The sequence below is a fragment of the Nostoc sp. PCC 7524 genome, assembly GCF_000316645.1.
In the GTDB taxonomy this organism is placed as follows: Bacteria; Cyanobacteriota; Cyanobacteriia; order Cyanobacteriales; family Nostocaceae; genus Trichormus.
In genome coordinates, this window is record NC_019684.1 from 306,245 (window position 1) to 327,952 (window position 21,708).

Here is a 21,708-nt window from a genome sequence, read left to right on the forward strand (position 1 = left end):
TTCATGATGACAGCAGGGGGAGCAGAGGAGCAGAGGAGAAAAATCTCAAATTCCCAGTCTGTGCAAGGTTCAACATCTATGCAATGGACTAACTACGACTATCTTTGCTGTGGCATCAATTGTAATCTGCGCTAACCCAAACTTTTCAATGACTGCGGCATTAGTTGTTAAATGGGTACTCACTTGAGCAACTCGGTAACGACTTTCCCGTGTGGCTAAAGCCGCAGGTAACAATAACTGATCTGCTAAATGTTCATCAATGGGTGCGCCAGTTTGGTGAAACTTCAATAATTGCTCACAGGCAATTTCGGCGACTTTTTCAGATGACAACCGCAACCGCCCAAAGCCACCAAACCCAGTCAAGCTATGCTGATACTCAGCCGTTAAAAAGATTCCGGCTCCCGGAGCTACCCCCTTTTCTCGGAAAGCTTGCACAGATGCTTTTAATCCGGCTTGGCGTAACCAATTCTCAGCCCGATTCGCCATCCGTTGGGGAATGTGTGCAGGAAGTTCCGTTACGACTGCTAGTCCTCGCACTTGTCGTAAATTTCCCCGTTCTAGTAAATCAATCCCGTTGAGTTGACACCCCCCTTTCACTAGCATTTCTACCTCTCCCCCGCCTTGGGGATACCAACCCCAAGCACCTAACTCAACTTGTGCCTCAATTCCCATGTGTTTGAGCATCGGTAGATATACCTGCTCAATGTAAGTCATTGTCGGGCTAAAAATCACATGAGTTCCACCCCGTAAAGTTACCTGCGAATCGCCATCTACTAAGGCTAAAGGTAAAAGAATTGTCTGTAAAACTAACGTAATTGCCCCAGCCGAACCACCTTGTTGTACTTCACTGACATCAAAACTGTAGGTTCCTGATTGCACAACACCACCGGGGATAAATTCCAGCATCGTTGAACCCAACTCATCACCCGACAGTTGACCATGACAAATTCTCGCCGCCGCCCGAACTGCTGTTAAGTGTTGTGCGGCTAATCCTGGCCTTCTGCGTCCGGCGCGAATTCCCGTAATGCGGATGGGTTGACCAGTGATGGCAGCTAAACTTAGGGAAGTGCGGAGAACTTGGCCGCCTCCCTCGCCGTAGGAACCGTCAATTTCAATAGTTTCAGCCATTGTTGCGTGGGGATTTTGACTAGGAGTTTTCCCAAAAATAGCTAAATTTTGTATATAACAATACTACATTTTTAATCTTGTCTATTCTAGACATCTCCAAACAAGAATGTAGAGATGTTTCATGAAACATCTCTACAAGGTAACGCTTATTTAATTTCTGGAGATTGCGATCGCTGCACTAGGTTAGCCGGAAGCATAGTTATTTTTTTCGGGTTTCTCCAGTTTAGATGCGTTTGCCCTATACCCCCACTTTTACCCTGAGTTTTTTCGATGCTTTAATATGCTGGTAGAGCTGGGATTCAAACTTTTCCATACATACTGACCAATCAAACTTAAGTATGGATTGACGAGCTTGCTGAGTCATCTTTGCTTTCAAGTCAGGATTCTCCAGAATAGTAATCACCTTTTGAGCAAAATCTGCTGGGTTGTTAGGTTCAGCTAAAAAACCGTTATAACCGGGAAATACTTGTTCTGCGGTTGATGGGGCCAGTGCTGCAACTACAGGAGTACCAGAAGCCAGTGCTTCGTTATTTGTAGTGCAGAAGTTTTCGCTCACAGAGGGATTCACAAAGATATCAGCACGCGCAAACCAACCTAACAGTTCTGTACCGTGAGACTCACCCCACATAGTAATACCAGAACCAAATTTTTGAGCGCGTGCCTGGATTTCAGAGTATAGGGGACCACTACCAACCAGGACTAAATGAACATCAGGGATTCTGGCTGCAATGAGTGGATATGCTTTTAAAAGTTGGCGGACATTTTTTTCTACACTAATGCGCCCAACAAATAACAGGGTTGGTCGATGATCATGAGGAATCGGATCATAACAAATGTTTTTGGGATGAAATTTTTTACAATCGACCCCCTGATAAGGAAGATATTCTCCACGCTGGAGTTTCATCTTTCTGTATTGAGCAAGCTGTTCTTGAGAAGAAAAGTAATTGACATCATAAGCTTCACTAAAATGCTTCACCAGAGTAGGAATAATAGGACGAATCAAGCGGAAAGATAGATTGCCTAAGTAATATCTAATATAGGCAACGATATCTGTATGGAAGAGAGTTATCGTCGGAGTCCCAGTTAGCTTTGCATATTCACTACCAATGAGACGACCATAACCTTGTAAAAAAAGTGAATAATAACCAATCATTGCTGGTGCTTCTTCAACCACCACAATATCAGGCTCAAAATCCATGAGTAACTTTGTATCATTCCAATAGTGATAGTGCAATGGTACGGGAAGAGACTTATAGAAAATTAGTGGTTGAGTTGGATAAGCATAAGAAGAAAAATTCGAGAATGACTGAACTTCTTCAATACCCGGTATGGAACGCTTAAAAATCTCTTTGGGATATAATTCATTAACTTCAGGATGGAGCAGAAAGACTTCATGACCCTGTTGTAACAACCATCTAACTCGTTGGTGTACCCCTATGGAAATTCCCGATAAAAAAGGCGCGTATGATCCTGTAATAATCGCAATACGCAAACGTTGCTTATTCATCACCATGATATTAAACTCCTTTGTATTTTCATTGAGTTAAGGGAACACCAAAAAATAAATTATTCCAAATTGACGGTTAGTAGGGTGCGTCAGTATGAATAATTTCTTGGTACAGCTAAGTTTTCTCGCACTGACGCACACTACATTTTGAAGATTTTTTAGCTGGAAGTCCCTAAAATAAGAACTTCACTAACAATTGGATAAGCCATCAGATGAATCTATTAGGTTTTTAAGCTAACTTCTGAGATAAATATGATGCTAGACGATGAGCTAAGGCCATAATTGTCAATGTATAGTTCTTTTCAGATATTTCAGGTATGACACTGCCATCGCAAATGTAAAGATTTTCGTGATCGAACGACCTTAAATTTTTATCTACAACACCTTCATGACTATTTTCTGCCATGCGACACGTACCAGCATAGTGAATAGAGTTTCCTGGCTGTGATGTGTATGTAAAAATTAAAGTTCCTGAGCATTTGCGTAGGATCTGCTTCCCGTATAGAATCATGCTTTGCTGCATACAGCGATCATTTTCTGTCATTTCATAATAAACATCAATTTTGGGAATTCCATAAATATCTTGTTCTTGGCTAGGGACAACACGGTTTGATTTCTTAACATCAGGTTTGCCTTGAAAAAGTAGTACAGCATAACTTTTAAATAGTAGTTTTGCTAGCCACTTTTTACTCCATCCAGGAAAATTATCAAATCCATCTAGGTAGTAAGGACGTTTAGGATAGGCATTATGATATTGCGCCATATACCCACCACGAAAATCTTGATTGTTGAACAAAAATCGAGGTATTAAGATATTGTCTCCAAAGCCAACATCGTATTTTTCTCGACTACCAACTAACTTTAGTAAAGAAGTGCCTACGTTGGTTTTAATATTATCTTGTAGGTAACATCCTAAAGTTTTGGAACTATTTGCATATCCTTGTGGGTAGAAATCGTCTGTGGAATTAAATAGTATTCGTGGTGTCTCAAGAGCGCCAGCCGCCAGGATAAAAATCTTAGCCTCAACTTGAAACCTCTTGTGTGTTTTGGTGTCTATATATTCGAGAGTATGAATTTGGTTGGAATCTTGTTTTCTCTGCAACCGGATGACTTTACAGTTATATACAATCTGGTAGTTACTTCGGCTAACAATTTGGGGCAGTAAATGATTAGAAAATTTATAAATACTGCCAGAACTGCAACCATAATAACAACCACCACAACTTTGACAATGATGAGCGACTTCTGGACGTGTTTCGACAGCTTTCCGATTGGGAATAGCTTTGATATTTACTCCCCTAACTTTCTTTACTGCTTCCATCACAATTGTGTCAGCAGGACGGAGTGGTTTAGCTGGGATAAATTCTCCATCAGGCAAACAATCAAGACCCTCTTTAGTACCACAAACACCTATTAATCTTTCAACTGCTGTGTAGTGATTTTCAATATCTGCATAGCTAATTGGCCAATTTGAATCAGAATCTCCGTAATCTTGACCGCGAAAATCTCTTTCTGAATATCTTAGACAAACACCATCCCATAGATTCTGCTTCCCATTAAGTCGAAAAATCTGATAGTTATGAAAAACTTCTGCGGAACGGGATGAAGTCGATAATATATCATTTTTGGCATAGAGCTGGTTTGCTTGAAAATTGTCATAGTGAAATGATTCTGATTGTTGTAAAGGCCAAGGCATATCAGCAGCAATTCCAAAATTCTGCTCATGTTCGGGATTTAATTGGTTGGAGAAGTAGTTGTTATCAATTTTCTCTCCTTGCTCTAAAGAAAGTACCGATAAATTATTAATAGCTAACGTATGTGCTAATATTCCTCCTGCTGCACCAGTACCGACAATACAAATGTCCCATTTTCTTACCAAAAAATTATTATCTAGGCTCATATGCACACTCACAATACTTCTGTCAGAAAATCATCGGACGCAAAATAGATATATTCAAAAAGCTTGTTAAGAGTTTTCTGGTATTGTTGATAGTTAGATTTATTTAAATGAAATTTACCCTTTTTGTAGTTAAAGTTGCTATTAGCTAATAAATCTATTAAAAGATTATTTAAATAATAGTTAGATTCACAAATTCTATAAATTTTAGAAATTCTTGGTAGGAGAGAATGGGAGAATGGGTGATACCTTGCCATCTCTCGAAGATAAGCGATCGCTTGGATGTTACTATTATTCATGGCTTCTAAAAAAGATATATCTTCAGATATCAGCCCTTGGTTATAAAAGTATTGAATTGTCTCTAAAAGAGTTGTTTTAATTGGAGTGATATTATAGCCAAGCTCACTGATGCTTTTTTTAGATTCACCGTAATAATAAAGGCCAGAAGATTTGACAAAATCTGGATGATATGAAGATGTCAATCTCTTGACAGCCAATGAAGATAATTTATCAAGCAGCAACGACAGTGAATATGCTATGTTAACAGGTAATTCCCTAGGACTGCTCAAGCCAGTGATCATCACCATGAGATGATAAATTTCTGTCATGGTGAGATTATGTCCAGCTACAATATAGCGATCGCCACGATGTCCACGAGTAAGTGCTGCAACATGAGCTTTTGCAACATCCCGGACATCGCAAAATGAATGTCCTCCATTCACGTAAAATGGGAAATTATTCTGACAAAACCTCAAAACCAAGCCTGATGTAGTAATCTTGGAATGGCTAAAAGCTCCCGGCCCCAACATTAAACCTGGATTGAGTATCACAATGTTATGATTTTTGCTGGCGTAGTCAAGTGCTATTTGTTCACACTCTATTTTCGCCCAATCATCAGGACTTAGAGAATTTTTTTTAACATGGCTGCGATCGGAGTCTTCAGTAAATATTACCGGGGTCTTGCTACCAGCAATAGCAGACATAGAAGATGTATACACTACGCGCACATCTTGATGATTTTCGAGGGTTGTAAAAAATCTCTTCGTAATTTGAACATTGCCTCGAAAATATTCTGAAATAGCTAAACCAGGTTTCCAGTTACATTCTGCTGCAAAGATGATTGCATCCATCCCTTCCAAGCATTTCTGGATATACTGACAGTCTTCTAGATCACCTTCATAGTAGGTTATTTGATGGTTTAATGTATCTCTGGAATATTTATGCTTAGTTCTTACAGCCGCATATACATGAAAATTGTTGTTTGCCAATTGCTGAATAATATGTTCACCAAGAAAACCTCCCGCACCAAAAACAATTACCTTGGGACATCCATTCATATAACCTCTTGTCAAAATTACAATTTAATAACTACAAGGATTGTGTATTTTGTATATCTGTTTATTACAAATCACAAAGTTTTTATGGTTGAATACTAACGAAATATCACCATCAATGAACCTGTTGCATCAGTCGTCCATCTTCCATATGAATTATGCGATCGGCAATATCTAAAATTCGGTTATCATGAGTCACCATTAAAATAGAACAATGTTGTTCATAAGCTAATTTCTGCATCAAATTAACAACATCTCGTCCTGTTTTACTATCTAAAGCAGCCGTGGGTTCATCAGCTAAAACTAGCTTGGGATGGCTCACTAAAGCACGCGCGATCGCCACCCGTTGTTTTTGACCACCTGAGAGATCAGATGGATAATAATCAACTCTGTTGCCTAAATTTACAGCCGTTAGCATAGCTTCTGATTGCTTCTGGGCTTCTATTACGGAAATATGTTTGTGTAATTCCAGTGACATTTGCACATTTTGTTTAGCTGTTAAAAAATCTAGTAAATTGTGAGCCTGAAAAATATATCCAATATGGCGACGTATTTGTACTAAATCTTCATTACTAACGCCCTTAAGTTCCTGTCCTAAAAATTGCAGGCTTCCCTCTTGTACAGAACGTAAACCACCTATTAAAGTCAGTAAGGTTGTTTTACCTGACCCAGATGGCCCGGTCATGATTACAATTTCTTGTGGGTAAATTGAGAAATTAATATCAAACAAAATTTGGCTTTTTAAGGCTTTATTACCAAAGTAATGGTTAAGATTTTGTATCTTAACTATGCAGTTTTTTTTGTTGATTTGGCAACCATATTTCATATGCTTTGAGTTAAAAAATATCGGCAGGATCTACATTGCGTAATTTATTAGTAGACAAGAAGCCAGAAAGTAAACACATTAAAACTGTAAAGCTAAAGATTAAAACTGCCTTATCTAAACTCATCATGATTGGTAATTTAGTCGCATCTTTGGCTATATCATACACACTGATAGATATCAACAATCCGGGAATATAACCTAGAGATGCTAAAATCAAAGCCTGTTGAAACACTACACCCAATAAGTAATTATTTTTGAAACCCATAGCTTTGAGAGTTGCATACTCAGCCAAGTGATTAGAAATATTGCTATACAGGATTTGATAGACAACCACTACTCCCACAACAAATCCCATCCCTACCATGAGATCAAACACAAATCCAATCGGTGTTCGCAAAGTCCAATAGTCTTTTTCTAAAGCTATAAATTCTTTTCGGGTAATCACTTTCACATCTTTGGGCAATCTAGCTGATAAAGTTGCCAAAACAGTTTGGGGATTAGTACCAGGCTTGAGATTAATTAATCCTAAATCTATATTTTGTGCAGAACGGTCTTGAAATATCCGCAAGAAGGTTGAAGAACTAACAATTAAATTACCATCCACTCCAAAGGAAGGGCCTAGGCTAAATAGTCCGCCAATTCTAACTTTATATCCAACCAAACTGCTATAATTTAAAATCTCTACTTTAACCGGATTCCCTTGCAAAAATTCTTGAGCAATGGGGCCAAACTCTGGACGGGCAGCACGGTCAAAAAAAACTACATTAGGCAGTTGTAGTAACTTTAAATTATCTTGAATTTCCGATAATGAGAAAACTGATTTAATCGGGTCAAAGCCAATAACATATATAGGAAACTTCCGCCCGTTTATAGGATTTCTTAACTTAGCAAATTGCAAATATAAGGGGCTAACTGATTCTACACTATCCAAACCTAATGCTTGATATAAACGCCAACGCGGAAAGCTTTGATTGGATGTCAAAGCTTGATATTGAGAACTGATTACAATTAAATCTGCCTGAAGATTATAATGTACCTGCGTAGCACTGGCATAGAGAGCATCTTGAAAGCCAATTTGAATAAACATCAGAACAGCAACAAGAGTAATTCCCGCCAAAGCGACAAGAAAGCGAACTCTTTGTCTAGCTAATTGTAACCAGGCCAGAGGGATATTGAGAATCATGGTTAAAGCCTTAATTAATCAAGATGAAATCACTCGATAAAATACTTTAATTACCATTTATGTAGTGATGTTGCTTATATATTAATGATTACGTCAACTTGTAAGTCAGTCAGCGCAGCAACTTTCCTATTATCTTCCGGGCTATCAATCCGAATTCTGACATCAATAACTTTGTTATCCCTATCTACATTAGGATTATTATTGAAAATATTTTGTTGCCCAACTTGCAAACCAATTTCTATGACTGTTCCGCGCAATTCCCCTGAGAAAGCATTGCTAGTAATCATGGCTGATTGACCTGGGCGCACTTTTTTAATATCAGTCTCATAGACTTCTGCTACCACATACATTTGTTGGGTATTAGCTAAGTCAGCTATGCCTGCATTGCCAATGACTTCTCCCGCTCTAGTATGAATTTTGAGGACTTGGCCATTCATAGGCGCTCTAACAATGCTTAAATCTAAATCTGCGTGAGCCTGTTTAACTGAGGCTCTTGCAGTCTCCACATCAGTTTGGGCAGCTTGCACATCGGTAGGACGGATTTCTGCAATACTGTTAAGTCTGGCGTTGGCCTCGTATAATTGCTTTTGCAGAGTTTCTACAGTTCGATTCAAAGCAGCTTTAGCCTCATTGAGTTGCTGTTGCACCGTATCAACCCGCAAACGTTTAGCATCAGCATCAGATGCTGATATTGCACCTTCTTTATATAACTGCTGATAACGTTGATTTTCTCTGTTAGCATTACGCAACTCTGCTGTTAAGCGAGCAATTGTTGCTTGTTGTGCAGACACTTCTCCACGCAACTGTGCTTCTAGGCGAGCAATTGTTGCTTGTTGTGCAAAGATGTCTCCGGTTTTTGCACCTGCTTGTACTTGGTTGAGAGCAGCTTGAGCAACTAGGACTTGCTTTTGGGCTTTTTCTAAGGCGGCGAGACGCGTATTATAACTATCAAGAATTGCAACTACTTGTCCCTGACGTACCAAGTCTCCTTTTTTGACCAAAATTCTATCAACCCGCGCACTTCCTAGTGAACCTGCGGCTGACAGACGAATAACTTCTCCTTGAGGTTCTAAACGTCCTAAAGCAGCAATAGCAGTGATGGTAGGAGAAGGTTTTGGTTCTTCTGGAAGTTGCAATCGCGACTGAGAGCGTGAAACAGTGTGGAGAGTAATTGCTCCAGGAACTATTGCCATCGCAAGCATCAACAATACTGTCCATTTACCTAGAGGTTTAGTTAATGACTGTTTTTGTTTTTGTACCATAATGATGTTTTTTGATTTAAAATCATCGCTTTGGCGTGATTTAGTAAATAGCAATTAGCTGGAATAAAGCCATTAAATTCTAGTGAATTTGAGTTGTGTATTGGGTAGATATGCGGGCTATTGCTATAGATATTGCGTCATGCGATCGCCTGTTGAAAATCAATTATTTTCATACTAAAAAAGTATCAAGTATTATGACATTAGTTTTTGATGTTTGCATTGTCCTAATATTAAGAATAATCCCATTGAACTTTTGAAAAATCCAGCTGGCTGAAAGCTGGACTATAGAGATTGTTGCTCAGTAAACCTAGTAAGCAAGCCTCTAGTCAGAATCTGAGAGTTCTGAATTCAAGATAAATAGAACATTAGGTCAGTAAGGTAAATATGTTTGTTGTGTTGGTCTATATATCTAGACTGCATAAACTTCAAAACTTCAGATTAGATTACTTTGCATCAACAATAAACTGATTGATACTCAATTACAACTCATATGCAACGCCATTGATACTGATTGAGTAATTATTGTAAAAACAGGAATTATCCGTCGGTTAATTAAACTTCTTACACAATTTTCTCTGTGCGGGTGAATTTATTTAGTAAAAACTTTAACCCTGGTTCATTTTTATATATATCTCTATATTTAGATAGAGTAGTTGTAGTTAGACTTACATATTTTCAAATTAATTCACATCAATCTTTGGATAGATGCAGAATATAGTTAACAAACTCAAGCCTTGAAAAATTTATCTTTTTTGAGATGATATTTATCATCAACATCAAGCTGATTGGATCAGATGAGGAAGCTTTTACAAAGCTATTCTAGTTACAGGTGATACGTTAAATATCAGATAGATCAGGACATAATTGTGTACATTGTAAAATGTAATTATTTGATAAAGGTAAGCTTTTAAACCTCCAAGTTTATGGCTTTGTAGCAAAAGATATCAATTAGGAGGCATAATTATTACAACAAGTATCCACTAAATTTACTTAATTCAACAATAATTTCAGATATAAAGCCAGCAAAAGTAGAAGATATCCAGCAGAAGCCATGCAATTTATATGCAGCTTGTGTAACAAAATTCTCGAAATTAAGGTATTAATAAACTAAGACTATTAATAGCTATTGAGTGACACTCATTGCCACAGAGAATTAGAGAAGATGAAACTAAAGCGATTTATGCTTTCATTAACAAGCTTTGATCACCAGAGACTGATTTTTCATGCGGCTCGCCAAACACTTCGCAAAGCTGAGATGGCCCGCCTAGCATTACATGGATGGTTAAATCAACATGATGCGGAATTGGAGAAATGGAAAGCTAAAAAAGCTGATGAGATTGGTATTAGTGTGAGTGAGCTTGAGCAGGAGCTATTAGCTAATGCTCAGTGTCAGGAAGTAATGAAAAAAGAAGACGACAAGCTTGATGGAGCAACAAATCCTGTAGATTCTAATTCCTGCACCCCATCAAAATCAGTAAATGACCAAGCAGAAACCTAATCTTTTGAATGAGAAGCTACATACAATCATCCCAAAAAGATTTTTCTTCGCAAAATTTATTCAGTTGCACAGAAGTTGCATATCAATTGTCATAGCAGATTAACCAAGTTAAGATAAGCGAAACTTTCAATTGGATAGGATGAAGCAGAGTTAAATCAACTCATCTTAGAGCGATTAAAGTATTCAAAATCTTCTGGTTTTAAGCAGTATTTCTCCTAACATCTAATACTCATTTACCTCATGAATTGAGGGAATTAACTTCTCACCATCTCCCAATTTCACAAACAAAATAGTGAAGATGAAATCATGGCTGCTTCTAGAATCGAAGTTGGCTTGGCACAATTGCAAGACGAAGTGAGCAATTGTGAAAATGCTTTGCTCAAGCTGATAAAAGTGAAAAAAACTATGGTTGACAATACACCGCTCACCAACACAAAAAATACGTATATCCAACACAACGAGATGGCAATCCACCGCCCACAAACCAATATTGCGATTATTGGGATGGCTTCTATCTTTCCTCAATCCCAAAATTTGCAGGAATATTGGCAAAAGATTATTCATAAAGTAGATTGTATTACTGATGTTCCCCCTTCCCGTTGGAGCATAGAGGATTACTATGATCCCAACCCCAAAACACCTGACAAAACCTACTGCAAACGTGGTGGATTCATCCCAGACATTGATTTTAATCCCCTGGAATTTGGATTACCACCGAACACCTTAGAAGTCACAGACATTTCGCAGTTGCTAGGTTTGGTGGTGGCGAAAGCTGCAATGGAAGATGCTGGCTATGGTGAATCCCGCCAGTTTAATCGCGATATCTACGATAAGCTACGCGATCGCACTGGTGTAGTATTAGGTGTAGCCCTGGCTAGACAACTGGCAGTTCCCCTAAGTACAAGATTGCAGTACCCAATTTGGGAAAAAGCCCTCAAAAGCAGTGGCTTATCCGATGCAGAAACCCAAAAAATCATTGAGAAAATCAAAGCTGCATATGTGCAGTGGGACGAAAACGCCTTTCCGGGAATGCTAGCCAATGTGGTGGCTGGACGCATTGCCAACCGCCTTGATTTGGGGGGAATGAATTGTGTAGTTGATGCTGCCTGTGCTAGTTCTTTGGGGGCGCTGCAAGTAGCCATTAGTGAGCTAGTTGAAGGCCGAGCCGACATGATGATTACTGGCGGCGTTGACACCGACAACTCAATTTTGGCTTATGTATGTTTCAGCAAAACCCCGGCTGTTTCTCCTGGAGAGAATGTCAAACCTTTCGATGCTGAATCCGATGGGATGATGCTGGGTGAAGGTGTGGGGATGTTAGTCCTGAAACGCCTAGAAGATGCCCAAAGAGATAATGACCGCATCTATGCAGTCATCAAAGGTATTGGTAGTTCTAGTGATGGTCGCTATAAAAGCATTTATGCACCCCGTTCAGAAGGGCAAATCAAAGCCTTACGTCGTGCTTATGAAGATGCAGGATTTGCACCTGCCAGTGTCGGTTTGATCGAAGCACACGGTACAGGTACAATGGTGGGAGATCCTACCGAATTCGCATCAATTAAAGAATTTTTTGGCGAAAACAATTCTAAAAAACAATATATTGCCCTAGGCAGCGTCAAGTCACAGATTGGACATACAAAAGCGGCTGCGGGTGCGGCGAGTCTGATTAAAACCGCATTAGCTCTGCACCATAAAGTATTGCCACCGACAATTAATGTCACTAAACCCCATCCTAAACTTGAGATTGATAATTCTGCATTTTATTTAAATACAGAAACTAGACCTTGGATTAGCCCTGAAAACCAACCCAGACGTGCGGGAGTCAGTTCCTTTGGCTTTGGTGGGACAAATTATCATGTGGTTCTAGAAGAATATCATCAGGAACACCATCAACCCTATCGTTTACACGAAACTGCCCAGTCAATACTGCTGTTGGCATCCACACCTGAGCAATTGTTGTCACGCTGTCAAGAAGTCTACAATCAATTGCAATCTGATGTGGGAGAGCAACATTATAGAGAATTGGTTTCAGCATCTCAATCGGGTGAAATGCCGATGGCCAATGCCAGAGTTGGGTTTGTTGCCGATTCTCTCAAACAGGCTAGGGAATTATTGCAATTAACCATTAACTTACTGAAAAACCAGCCCCAAGCAGAGTCCTGGGAGCATCCCCAAGGCATTTATTACCGTAAAACCGGGATGGCTATAGGGAAGGTAGTGGCGCTATTTACTGGACAAGGCTCACAATACTTAGATATGGGTCGGGAGTTGGTGATTAACTTTCCTTGTCTGCGCCAAACCTATGCTCAGATGGACAGCCTGTTGTCTCAAGATGGTTTACAACCCATTTCCGAAGTAGTTTTTCCTGCCCCTGTATTTGATCCGGCGCAAAAAGCTGCCCAATTAGAAAGATTGCAGCTCACCGAATATGCACAGCCAGCGATTGGGGCATTTAGTGCTGGTTTGTACAAGATATTACAACAAGCAGGATTTAAGCCTGATTTTGTCGCCGGACATAGCTTTGGAGAACTGACAGCACTGTGGGCGGCTGGGGTTTTGAGCGAAGCCGATTATTGTTTCCTGGTGAAAGCTAGGGGACAAGCGATGGCTGCACCCAAAGATCCCCAATTTGAAGCAGGAAGTATGTTAGCGGTGAAGGGGGATGTAGATCAGATTAAAGAACTGATCAAAAATTACCCGCAAGTCAGCATTGCTAACTTCAATTCCCATCGCCAGGTAGTGTTGGCAGGGACAAAAGCTGAAATTGCCAAAGTAGAAGAGGCTCTAAAAACTCAAGGTTTCTCTACTATCTTGCTGGGTGTTTCCGCAGCTTTTCACACATCCCTAGTAGCTCATGCCCAAAAACCCTTTGCTCAAGCCATTGAGAGAGTTACTTTCAACCAGCCCCAAATTCCTGTTTACAGCAATTTTACCGCCCAACCTTACCCAACCGAACCACAAGAGATTCAAAATATCCTCACACAACACTTGATCAATCAGGTGCTGTTTAAGCAGGAGATTGAGAATATATATGCTGAAGGCGGTGCTTGCTTTGTTGAGTTTGGTCCACGTAAAGTTCTCACCAACTTAGTGAACGAGATTTTAAGCGATCGCCCCCATCTCGCTGTAGCCTTAAATGCCAATCCTGCCAAAGATAGCGATCGCACTCTGCGAGAAGCTGTTGTTCAGTTACGGGTTGCTGGGTTAGCTTTGCCAAATATAGACTCTTACCAACTAGAAAGCGAAATCCCCAAAGTTACGACCAACAAAGGCTTGAATTTCCGCTTAAACAGCAATAACTATGTTTCTGAAAAAACAAAACAAGCCTTTGAAAAAGCACTGCAAAATGAAGTGCTAGTCAAACCAACAGTTAACAACGGCAATCAACCTGAAAAAGTTACCGCATCTCACCCAGCACCATTAACCCCACCTTCACATTCTCCAGACAGAACTACAGTTAACGATTTTCTTACCCATACCTCTGAAACACAAAACAGAGTACCAATCAATAATGGAGTGAAGATGTCATCTGCTAAAAATGGGCAACTGGACAAATTGCTGATCCAGCCTATACAATCTAGTTCGGAACTTAGTACGAGTTATCAAAAAATCATAGATAGCTTAGAGTACACACTGATAGAATTTAATCGTCATCAACGTAGTGTCTTACAGGTTCATGAACAATCTTTAAAACATCAGACAGAATATACCAAAACCTTCTTCCAACTAATGCAGCAACAGCAAGCGTTGTGGGGAAATGCTAAATTCACTGATCAACACGCACAAACACAGCAACTGGCAATTTCCAGTTCTGAACGTAGCATGATGCGGTTTCACGATCATCAAGCTGAAAGCCTCCGCATCCATGAACAATATCTGAACTATCAGCAGGAATACACCAACCAATTTTTCCAGTTAATCAACCACAATAATCTCGTATCACTGCTGGATGAGCCAGAAATTCCTGTCACCCACAGTACCCACACTGCTGTAGAGAATCATCCACTTCTGGTAACAACCGCATCGATTTCTGTAGCCAGTAACGATGTTTTCACCAAATCTGAGCCATTATCAACTAATGGTAATGGTCATGGCACAAATAATGGTGCAAATCATCAAGCAAAACAAGTTCCAGAAATTATCACGCCTCAAGAAAATCATCCTACAACCACGACGGTAGCAGCTCCATCACCAGTAGCCATTGATGAAGCCATCTTGAGTCAAACTCTGCTCAATGTTGTTAGTGATAAAACTGGCTACCCAATTGAGATGTTAGAGCTATCGATGGATATCGAGGCAGATTTGGGGATTGATTCTATCAAACGCGTAGAAATTTTAGGAGGATTACTCGAACTTTACCCTGATTTACCCAAACCAAATCCCGAAGAACTAGGACAGTTACGCACTCTAGGCCAAATAGTCGAGTATATAGGAACTTTAGTAACAGGGATTGCAGGGGATGAGAAAGATGTAGAAGTAACATCTGATTCTTCTTCCACCCTACAAGAAGCTAACCCTACATCCCCCCCATCCCCCATCGACTTAGCCAACCTCAGTCCCAATTTACTCAACATCGTCAGCGATAAAACAGGCTATCCCACAGAGATGTTAGATATGTCGATGGATATTGAGGCCGATTTGGGGATTGATTCCATCAAACGGGTAGAAATCCTGGGAGCATTACTAGAACTTTATCCCGAACTGCCCAAACCGAATCCAGAAGAACTAGGTCAACTGCGGACTCTGGGAGAGATTGTTGCATATATAGAGCAACAGGTTGAAGGGGGGGAAAAAAAAAGGCTGTTGATAGAGACACAACAAAATACGTCCTGGCAACATCAGCCGCCTGAAATGAAGGAACTGGGGGAAGAATCTGTCCCATCCCCCATCCCTAATCCCCAATCTCTGATTCTTCGCAGTCCCGTCAGACTGAAATTTCTTCCAAAACCAGATGTTTTAGAGTGCGCCTTACCTGATCAACATATCGCTTTGTTGACTGATGATGGTTCACTGACAACTGCAAAACTAGCTGAAGCTCTTTGTCAGCATGGTTGGAAAACCGTTGTCTTAACTTTTCCGCAAACCCTAATTCACCAACAGTCTCCTTTACCTGAAGGGATTAGTCGGGTAGTGCTGACAGATTTAAGTGAAGAACATTTGCAACAACAGTTAAGTGCGATCGCTAGTAATTATGGTCAGATTGGTGCTTTTATCTACTTGCATCCTGCCAACCACCCAGAGATAAGCGGTGTCCATTATCTGGAATCAGAAAAAGCCCTCCTGCGCCATGTCTTCCTTATCGCCAAACATCTCAAACAGCCGTTGAACCAAGCCGCACTGTTAGGGCGTAGTTGCTTTCTCACCATTGCTCGCCTAGATGGAGAGTTTGGGTTAGGACAAAAGACTAACTTTGGAGCGATTAGTGGCGGTTTGTTCGGACTAACTAAAACTGTAAACCAGGAATGGGAATCGGTATTTTGTCGAGCTATAGATCTCAGTCCAAATTTAGATGAGCCAACATCGGTAGAGTGCATCCTGGCGGAACTTTACGATCCCAACAGATTAATTGTGGAAGTGGGATATAGCACACAGGGACGAGTGACTTTGGTTTGTTGAGGGGCTGGGGATTGGGGACTGGGGACTGGGGACTGGGAACTGGTTAAAAATTCTCCCTTGTCTCCTCTGCTCCTCTGCTCCCCCTACTCCCCCTGCTCCCCCCACTCCCCTCCCCTGCCTCCAAAAAATACACCTACCTATTTCAGAAAGATAACAATGATTGATAATACTTGCGTTTTTCTTGTCAGTGGTGGTGCAAAAGGGATAACTGCTGAGTGCGTCATCAAACTAGCACAGCGTTATCAATGCAAATTTATTCTCCTAGGCCGTTCTACCCCCGAACCGGAACCTGTATGGGCTGAGGGTTGCTTGGGTGAAGCAGAATTGAAAAAGCGGATTATGGATTATTTCCTCGCTCAAGGAGAAAGGCCGACACCTGCGATGGTGCAGAAAAAGTTTCAGGCGATTTCATCTCAGCGAAAAATTGAAAAAACTCTCAAGGCGGTTGAGCAAGCAGGTGGAAAAGCTGAGTATTTGAGTGTGGATGTCACGGATACACTCACTTTATCAGAACAGCTCACTGGTCCAGTTGAGCGTCTAGGCGCAGTGACAGGAATTATTCATGGCGCTGGTAATCTTGCCGATAAGCGGATTGAGAAAAAAACCATTCAGGATTTTGAAACAGTTTACGCTGCTAAAGTCAAAGGTTTAGAAAACTTACTGCGGTGCGTACCACCTCAGCAACTGCGTTATTTAGTCCTGTTTTCTTCTGTGGTGGGTTTCTATGGCAATGTAGGACAGGCTGATTATGCGATCGCTAATGAAATTCTCAACAAATCAGCCCATCTTGTCAAGCTCAACCATCCTAATTGTCAAGTAGTAGCAATTAATTGGGGGCCTTGGGACAGTGGGATGGTATCCCCAGAGTTAAAGAAAGCTTTTGCTGAACGCAATATTCACACAATTCCGATTGAGGTGGGAACACAAATGCTAGTTGATGAACTTGTGCCAACAAATCACAACACTGTACAAGTAGTGATTGGTAGCCCCCTTACACATACACCAGAAGTATTAGATCCTCAGTTGAAAACCTATCGTATCCAGCGACAGCTAGAAGTAGGAGCAAATCCCTTTTTACAAGATCATGTAATTGCTGGTCATCCCGTCCTGCCGGCTACTTGTGCCATTGCCTGGGTTGCTAATGCTTGTGAACAACTATATCCTGGTTATAAATTCTTGAGTTGCTCGCAGTTTAAAGTTTTAAAGGGCATAGTTTTTGATAGCAATCAGGCAAATGAATACATTTTGGAATTGACAGAAATTGCTAAAAGTGAACAAGACGAAATTGAGTTTAATGCTCAAATCTGGAGTAGTCAATCTGGAAAAATTCGTTACCATTTTAAAATTCAAATTAAGCTGAAGTGGCAAATGCCAACTCCACCTGTTTATCAGTCATTTAATCAGGAGTTTATAGCCTCTCAAAACAGTAGATCGTTTTATCAAAATGGGGCATCTAGTCTATTTCATGGTCCTATTTTCCAGGGTGTAAAAAATTTATTGAATATAAATCATGATAAGATAACTATAGAATGCTTTTTGCCTAGCTTGGACGAAAGAAAACAAGGGCAATTTCCAGTCCAGACTTTCAACCCTTTCATTGTGGATGTGCAAATTCATGCTTTGTGGTTATGGACACAGCATTTTTATCAACTGGGTTGTTTACCTTCAGAAATTATCAAGCTAGAACAGTTTGCGCCTCTACCATTTGATGAAAAATTTTATATTTCCTGTGAGATTAAATCAAACACAGAATCAGCCGTAATTGGTGATGTTATAGCACACGATTGTGAAGGGAAAATATATTACCAACTGCTGGGTGCAAAAGGAACTATTTTACCAAAACCGTTAGCTAAAGTTTAACCAAATATTTGCGCTTGAAAAATAGATGCTAACCGCCAGTATTAGGAGCTAGGTGATGCAAGATTTTACCCAGAATAAAATCCCTAAAATAGCAATTGTGGGTATGGATTGCTATTTGGGGGGGAACTGCAAAGATTTGGATACTTTTGAACGCAGTATTTATGAGGGAAGGCAACATTTTACTTCTGTACCTCCTGACAAATCGCCAGATAAATTACCCCAAGAAAATCAACTTGCTATTAACACACCACCATTAGGTGCGTATATTCAAGATTGTGAAATTGATACTTTAGGATTGCAAATACCACCAGAGGAAGTAGATAATTTTCATTTTCACGAACTGTTGATGCTGAAGGTAGCTGATCAGGCTCTAAAAGATGCAGATTTACCTCAAGGAATCAGAATCGCAGTAGTCATCACTACTTCTAAAGACCTGGCGCAAGGTCAATTTACAACTACTACCAAAGGCAGCGCATACCCAATTTATCTAGAAAATAAAATCGCTGACCAGATTGCCAAACTGTGGAATTTTGCTGGCCCTACATTCACACTCACAGCTGAACAAAATTCTGTTTTCAAAGCTTTAGAAATTGCCCAGAAATTACTCCATCTGAAAGAAGTAGATGCTGTTTTGGTGGGCGCGGTGGAGTTAGCTGAGGGTAATTCTAGCGTTTTACATCAAAATCACAATACAGGTGTAAATACTCTGTCTTATGATCAAAATGTCAATGGCTGGATGGTAGGTGAAGGTGCGGCGGCTGTGGTGTTAAAACTCCACGAAACTGCAAAGCAAGATCACAGTCGCATCTATGCAGTGATTGATGCTCTCAGCCTGATAGAAGATGCCAAGTCTAAAATTTACTCAATTCCTCCTATCCCAAATGGGGAAGCGGTAACACAAGCTTGTCAACAGGCGTTTCGTCTAGCAAATATCCAACCCACAGATATCAACTATTTGGAAGTTGTGGGGAGTGGCATTCCTCAGCAAGATGAGTCAGAAATTCAGGGTTTGCTCCAGGCTTATCAGACTGGTGAACTCAGTCTCAGTTGTGCCATTGGCAGCGTGAAAGCCAATATTGGTCATACCTATGGTGCATCGGGAATAGTCAGTCTGATGAAAACAGCACTGTGTCTTTATCACCGCTACATTCCCGCAGTTCCCCAGTGGTCTAGTCCCAAAATGCCAGAGGTGTGGCAGGGTAGCCCTTTTTATGTGGCTACTGAATCAAAACCCTGGTTTTTAGAAACAGAAGATACCAGAAGAACAGCCGCTATTAACGGTATCGAGATAGATGGCAGTTATGCCCATGTAATTTTGTCAGAGGAAGTGAGTCAGACAAATTACAGCAGCAGATATTTAGAGCAAATGCCTTATTATATGTTTGCGATCGCGGCTGATGATCGAGCTACTCTATTAGAGCAAATCCATACTCTGGAGCAAACTATCGAAGATTGCTCTTCGTTATCAGATGCTGCGCGCCTCACTTTTATAGCTTATCAACAGCGTCAGCAGTCAACTTATGCCCTAGCCATTCTCGGACGGAATAAACAGGAATTAACACGAGAAATTCAACGGGCAATTCAGGGTGTTGCGACTGCCTTTGAGACGGGTAAAGACTGGCAAACTCCTGTAGGTAGTTACTTTAGTCCCAAACCATTAGGTGAACAAAGTCAAGTCAGTTTTGTTTACCCTGGTTCCTTCAGTTCTTACATAGGATTAGCTCGTGATCTGTTCCGTTTATTTCCTGAAATTTATGATGATCTGGTAATTAAGAGCGTTTACAATCGTGTCGCTAATATAGAAAAACTTATCTATCCCAGAAGTTTGCCAAAACTTTCTAAAAAGCAACTGGAAGTGCTGGAACGGCAGTTGATAGATGATCCAGTCACTATGCTGGAATTTGAAATTGCGATCGCCGGATTACTGACAGGTATTCTGAGGAATTATTTCCAACTGCAACCTCAGAGTGTCTTTGGCTATAGTCTAGGCGAAAATAGCATGATGTTTGCTCAAGGTATCTGGAATGAATTTAACCAAAGTAGTCAGGGTATAAATACATCTTCTCTCTTTAAAACTCGGCTATCTGGCCCCAAAAATGCGGTGCGTGAACATTGGGATTTGCCCTTGATGCCAGATGATTACCAAGACAAAACATTTTGGAGTAACTATGTAGTTTTATGTCCAATATCACGTATTCAAGAAGCTATTCAACAGGAAAAACGTGTTTATTTGACTTTAATTAATACACCAGAAGAGGCTGTGATTGCAGGTGAGACAGAAGCTTGTCAAAGAGTAATTAAAGCCCTAAATTGTCATGCTCAAGAAGCCCCTATCAATCATGTGATCCATTGCGAGCCAATGCACTCTGAGTACAATGAACTCGTTAAAATGAACTCTTTACCTGTTCAAAATGTACCAAATACAATTTTTTATTCCGCCGCAGAATACGCACCTATTACTCTTAATAGCCAGTCTATTGGTCACAACCTTGCTAAAACTTTATGTCAACAACTAGACTTTCCCAAGCTAATTAACCGCGTCTACAATGATGGCTGCCAAATATTTATGGAAGTAGGTATTGGTAGCAACTGTTCCAGATGGATTGGTGAAACTCTCAAGCAAAAAGCACACCTTGCAGTTTCTCTCCATAGAAGAGGTATGGACTTTCATACTTCTATTCTCAGAGCCTTGGCAAAGCTATTTAGCCATCGGGTGAGTCTAGATTTATCGCCACTATATGGTCTTTCGCAAGTGATTTATGATCAATGCCAGCTACCTATAAATTTAGATGATAGCAAAGCTGGTAACACGTTCTTAGAGTCAAAAAATCAGCCAATCACTGAACATAAATTTTCTAACTTGCTGATGAATGCTGCTCCTCAACAGCAGCAGGAACTACTGATATCCAAAAATACTGAACAAGTGAATTTTGCTGTAGGTCAAAATACTATGAACACTTTACAAACCAACTTAACACTTAACTTGGCTGCTGAAGATATACAAGACCAAAGTCATGTCCAAAATAGTAGTCAATCTCTTGGTTTATTGGTATATGAGCGTGATTTTGAACAGGATGATCATACACAACCAAATGATTTTCTCCAAACAGTAGGAGAAGATGATATACATTCTGTGAATTATGGTTGGAATACACACAACTTTGATGATAAAAAATCCTTACCCAATTTACGCAGTCCTTACTATCAAAAACTTAAAGAGAACGTTGAGAGCATGACTAAAGCCCATGCTACTTTTTTGCATAATCGACAAGAATCTCTCCAACAAATTAGCAATATTGTTCAGCAACAGCTAGCTTTATCACAAAAGTTGTTGGAATTAGAGGTAAAACAATTAAGTAACTAAGATAAAACCAATTCGCAATGGACTAACGCCCCGCTCCACTCTAAGCGCAGCTATGCCGTAGGCTTTACGCAATAAAAAAATATCCAATATGTAGTGTGCGTCAGTACGAATAATTTCTCGGTATGTCAAAGGCTTATCTGATTGATGCACCCTATGAACAGTCAATTTGGGATAATTTATTTTTTTGTGTTCCCTAACTTAATACGATTCAGTGAGTGAAATTCAAACATTGG

Annotated in this window: 9 protein-coding genes and 1 pseudogene; 3 read left to right on the top strand and 7 right to left on the bottom strand. The window is 40.2% G+C overall.

Going from position 1 to position 21,708, the window contains the following annotated elements; translation table 11 throughout:
* Positions 1–69: 69 nt before the first annotated feature.
* The 7 genes from rtcA to NOS7524_RS01350 all read right to left on the bottom strand — a co-directional run bounded on the left by rtcA (position 70) and on the right by NOS7524_RS01350 (position 9,137).
* Positions 70–1,128, bottom strand: a complete 1,059-nt coding sequence (gene rtcA, locus NOS7524_RS01320; protein WP_015136649.1) for an RNA 3'-terminal phosphate cyclase — start codon at positions 1,126–1,128, stop codon at positions 70–72.
* 238 nt (positions 1,129–1,366) lie between these two features.
* Positions 1,367–2,635: a glycosyltransferase gene (locus NOS7524_RS01325; protein WP_041555490.1), complete on the bottom strand. Its 1,269-nt coding sequence runs from the start codon at positions 2,633–2,635 to the stop codon at positions 1,367–1,369.
* A 229-nt stretch (positions 2,636–2,864) separates the two neighbouring features.
* Positions 2,865–4,535, bottom strand: a complete 1,671-nt coding sequence (locus NOS7524_RS01330; protein ID WP_015136651.1) for a GMC oxidoreductase — start codon at positions 4,533–4,535, stop codon at positions 2,865–2,867.
* Between the two features lie 8 nt (positions 4,536–4,543).
* Positions 4,544–5,884 (bottom strand): NAD-dependent epimerase/dehydratase family protein, encoded by a 1,341-nt coding sequence (locus NOS7524_RS01335; protein WP_235622384.1) that lies wholly within the window; start codon positions 5,882–5,884, stop codon positions 4,544–4,546.
* 97 nt (positions 5,885–5,981) lie between these two features.
* Positions 5,982–6,692 carry a DevA family ABC transporter ATP-binding protein gene (locus tag NOS7524_RS01340; protein WP_015136653.1) on the bottom strand — a complete coding sequence of 237 codons (711 nt, stop codon included), beginning with the start codon at positions 6,690–6,692 and terminating at the stop codon, positions 5,982–5,984.
* Positions 6,693–6,702: 10 nt separating this feature from the next.
* Complete coding sequence (gene devC, locus NOS7524_RS01345) at positions 6,703–7,875, bottom strand: ABC transporter permease DevC (protein ID WP_015136654.1); 1,173 nt, start codon at positions 7,873–7,875, stop codon at positions 6,703–6,705.
* 74 nt (positions 7,876–7,949) lie between these two features.
* Positions 7,950–9,137 (bottom strand): ABC exporter membrane fusion protein, encoded by a 1,188-nt coding sequence (locus NOS7524_RS01350; protein WP_015136655.1) that lies wholly within the window; start codon positions 9,135–9,137, stop codon positions 7,950–7,952.
* Positions 9,138–10,299: 1,162 nt separating this feature from the next.
* Here NOS7524_RS01350 and NOS7524_RS30525 point away from each other — a divergent pair.
* The 3 genes and pseudogenes from NOS7524_RS30525 (at position 10,300) to NOS7524_RS01370 (ending at position 21,475) form a co-directional block, all read left to right on the top strand.
* A complete protein-coding gene (locus tag NOS7524_RS30525; RefSeq protein WP_442789474.1) occupies positions 10,300–10,635 on the top strand; it encodes a hypothetical protein in 336 nt (111 codons plus the stop codon).
* A 306-nt stretch (positions 10,636–10,941) separates the two neighbouring features.
* A pseudogene (locus NOS7524_RS01360) lies at positions 10,942–18,111 on the top strand (SDR family NAD(P)-dependent oxidoreductase).
* 55 nt (positions 18,112–18,166) lie between these two features.
* Positions 18,167–21,475, top strand: a complete 3,309-nt coding sequence (locus NOS7524_RS01370) for a PfaB family protein (protein WP_015136659.1) — start codon at positions 18,167–18,169, stop codon at positions 21,473–21,475.
* The last annotated feature ends 233 nt before the right edge of the window (positions 21,476–21,708 follow it).

Coding starts and splice junctions, on each gene's coding strand:
- rtcA (WP_015136649.1), bottom strand. CDS start 1,128: ATGGCTGAAACTATTGAAATTGACGGTTCCTACGGCGAGGGAGGCGGC.
- NOS7524_RS01325 (WP_041555490.1), bottom strand. CDS start 2,635: ATGAATAAGCAACGTTTGCGTATTGCGATTATTACAGGATCATACGCG.
- NOS7524_RS01330 (WP_015136651.1), bottom strand. CDS start 4,535: ATGAGCCTAGATAATAATTTTTTGGTAAGAAAATGGGACATTTGTATT.
- NOS7524_RS01340 (WP_015136653.1), bottom strand. CDS start 6,692: ATGAAATATGGTTGCCAAATCAACAAAAAAAACTGCATAGTTAAGATA.
- devC (WP_015136654.1), bottom strand. CDS start 7,875: ATGATTCTCAATATCCCTCTGGCCTGGTTACAATTAGCTAGACAAAGA.
- NOS7524_RS01350 (WP_015136655.1), bottom strand. CDS start 9,137: ATGGTACAAAAACAAAAACAGTCATTAACTAAACCTCTAGGTAAATGG.
- NOS7524_RS30525 (WP_442789474.1), top strand. CDS start 10,300: ATGAAACTAAAGCGATTTATGCTTTCATTAACAAGCTTTGATCACCAG.
- NOS7524_RS01370 (WP_015136659.1), top strand. CDS start 18,167: ATGCAAGATTTTACCCAGAATAAAATCCCTAAAATAGCAATTGTGGGT.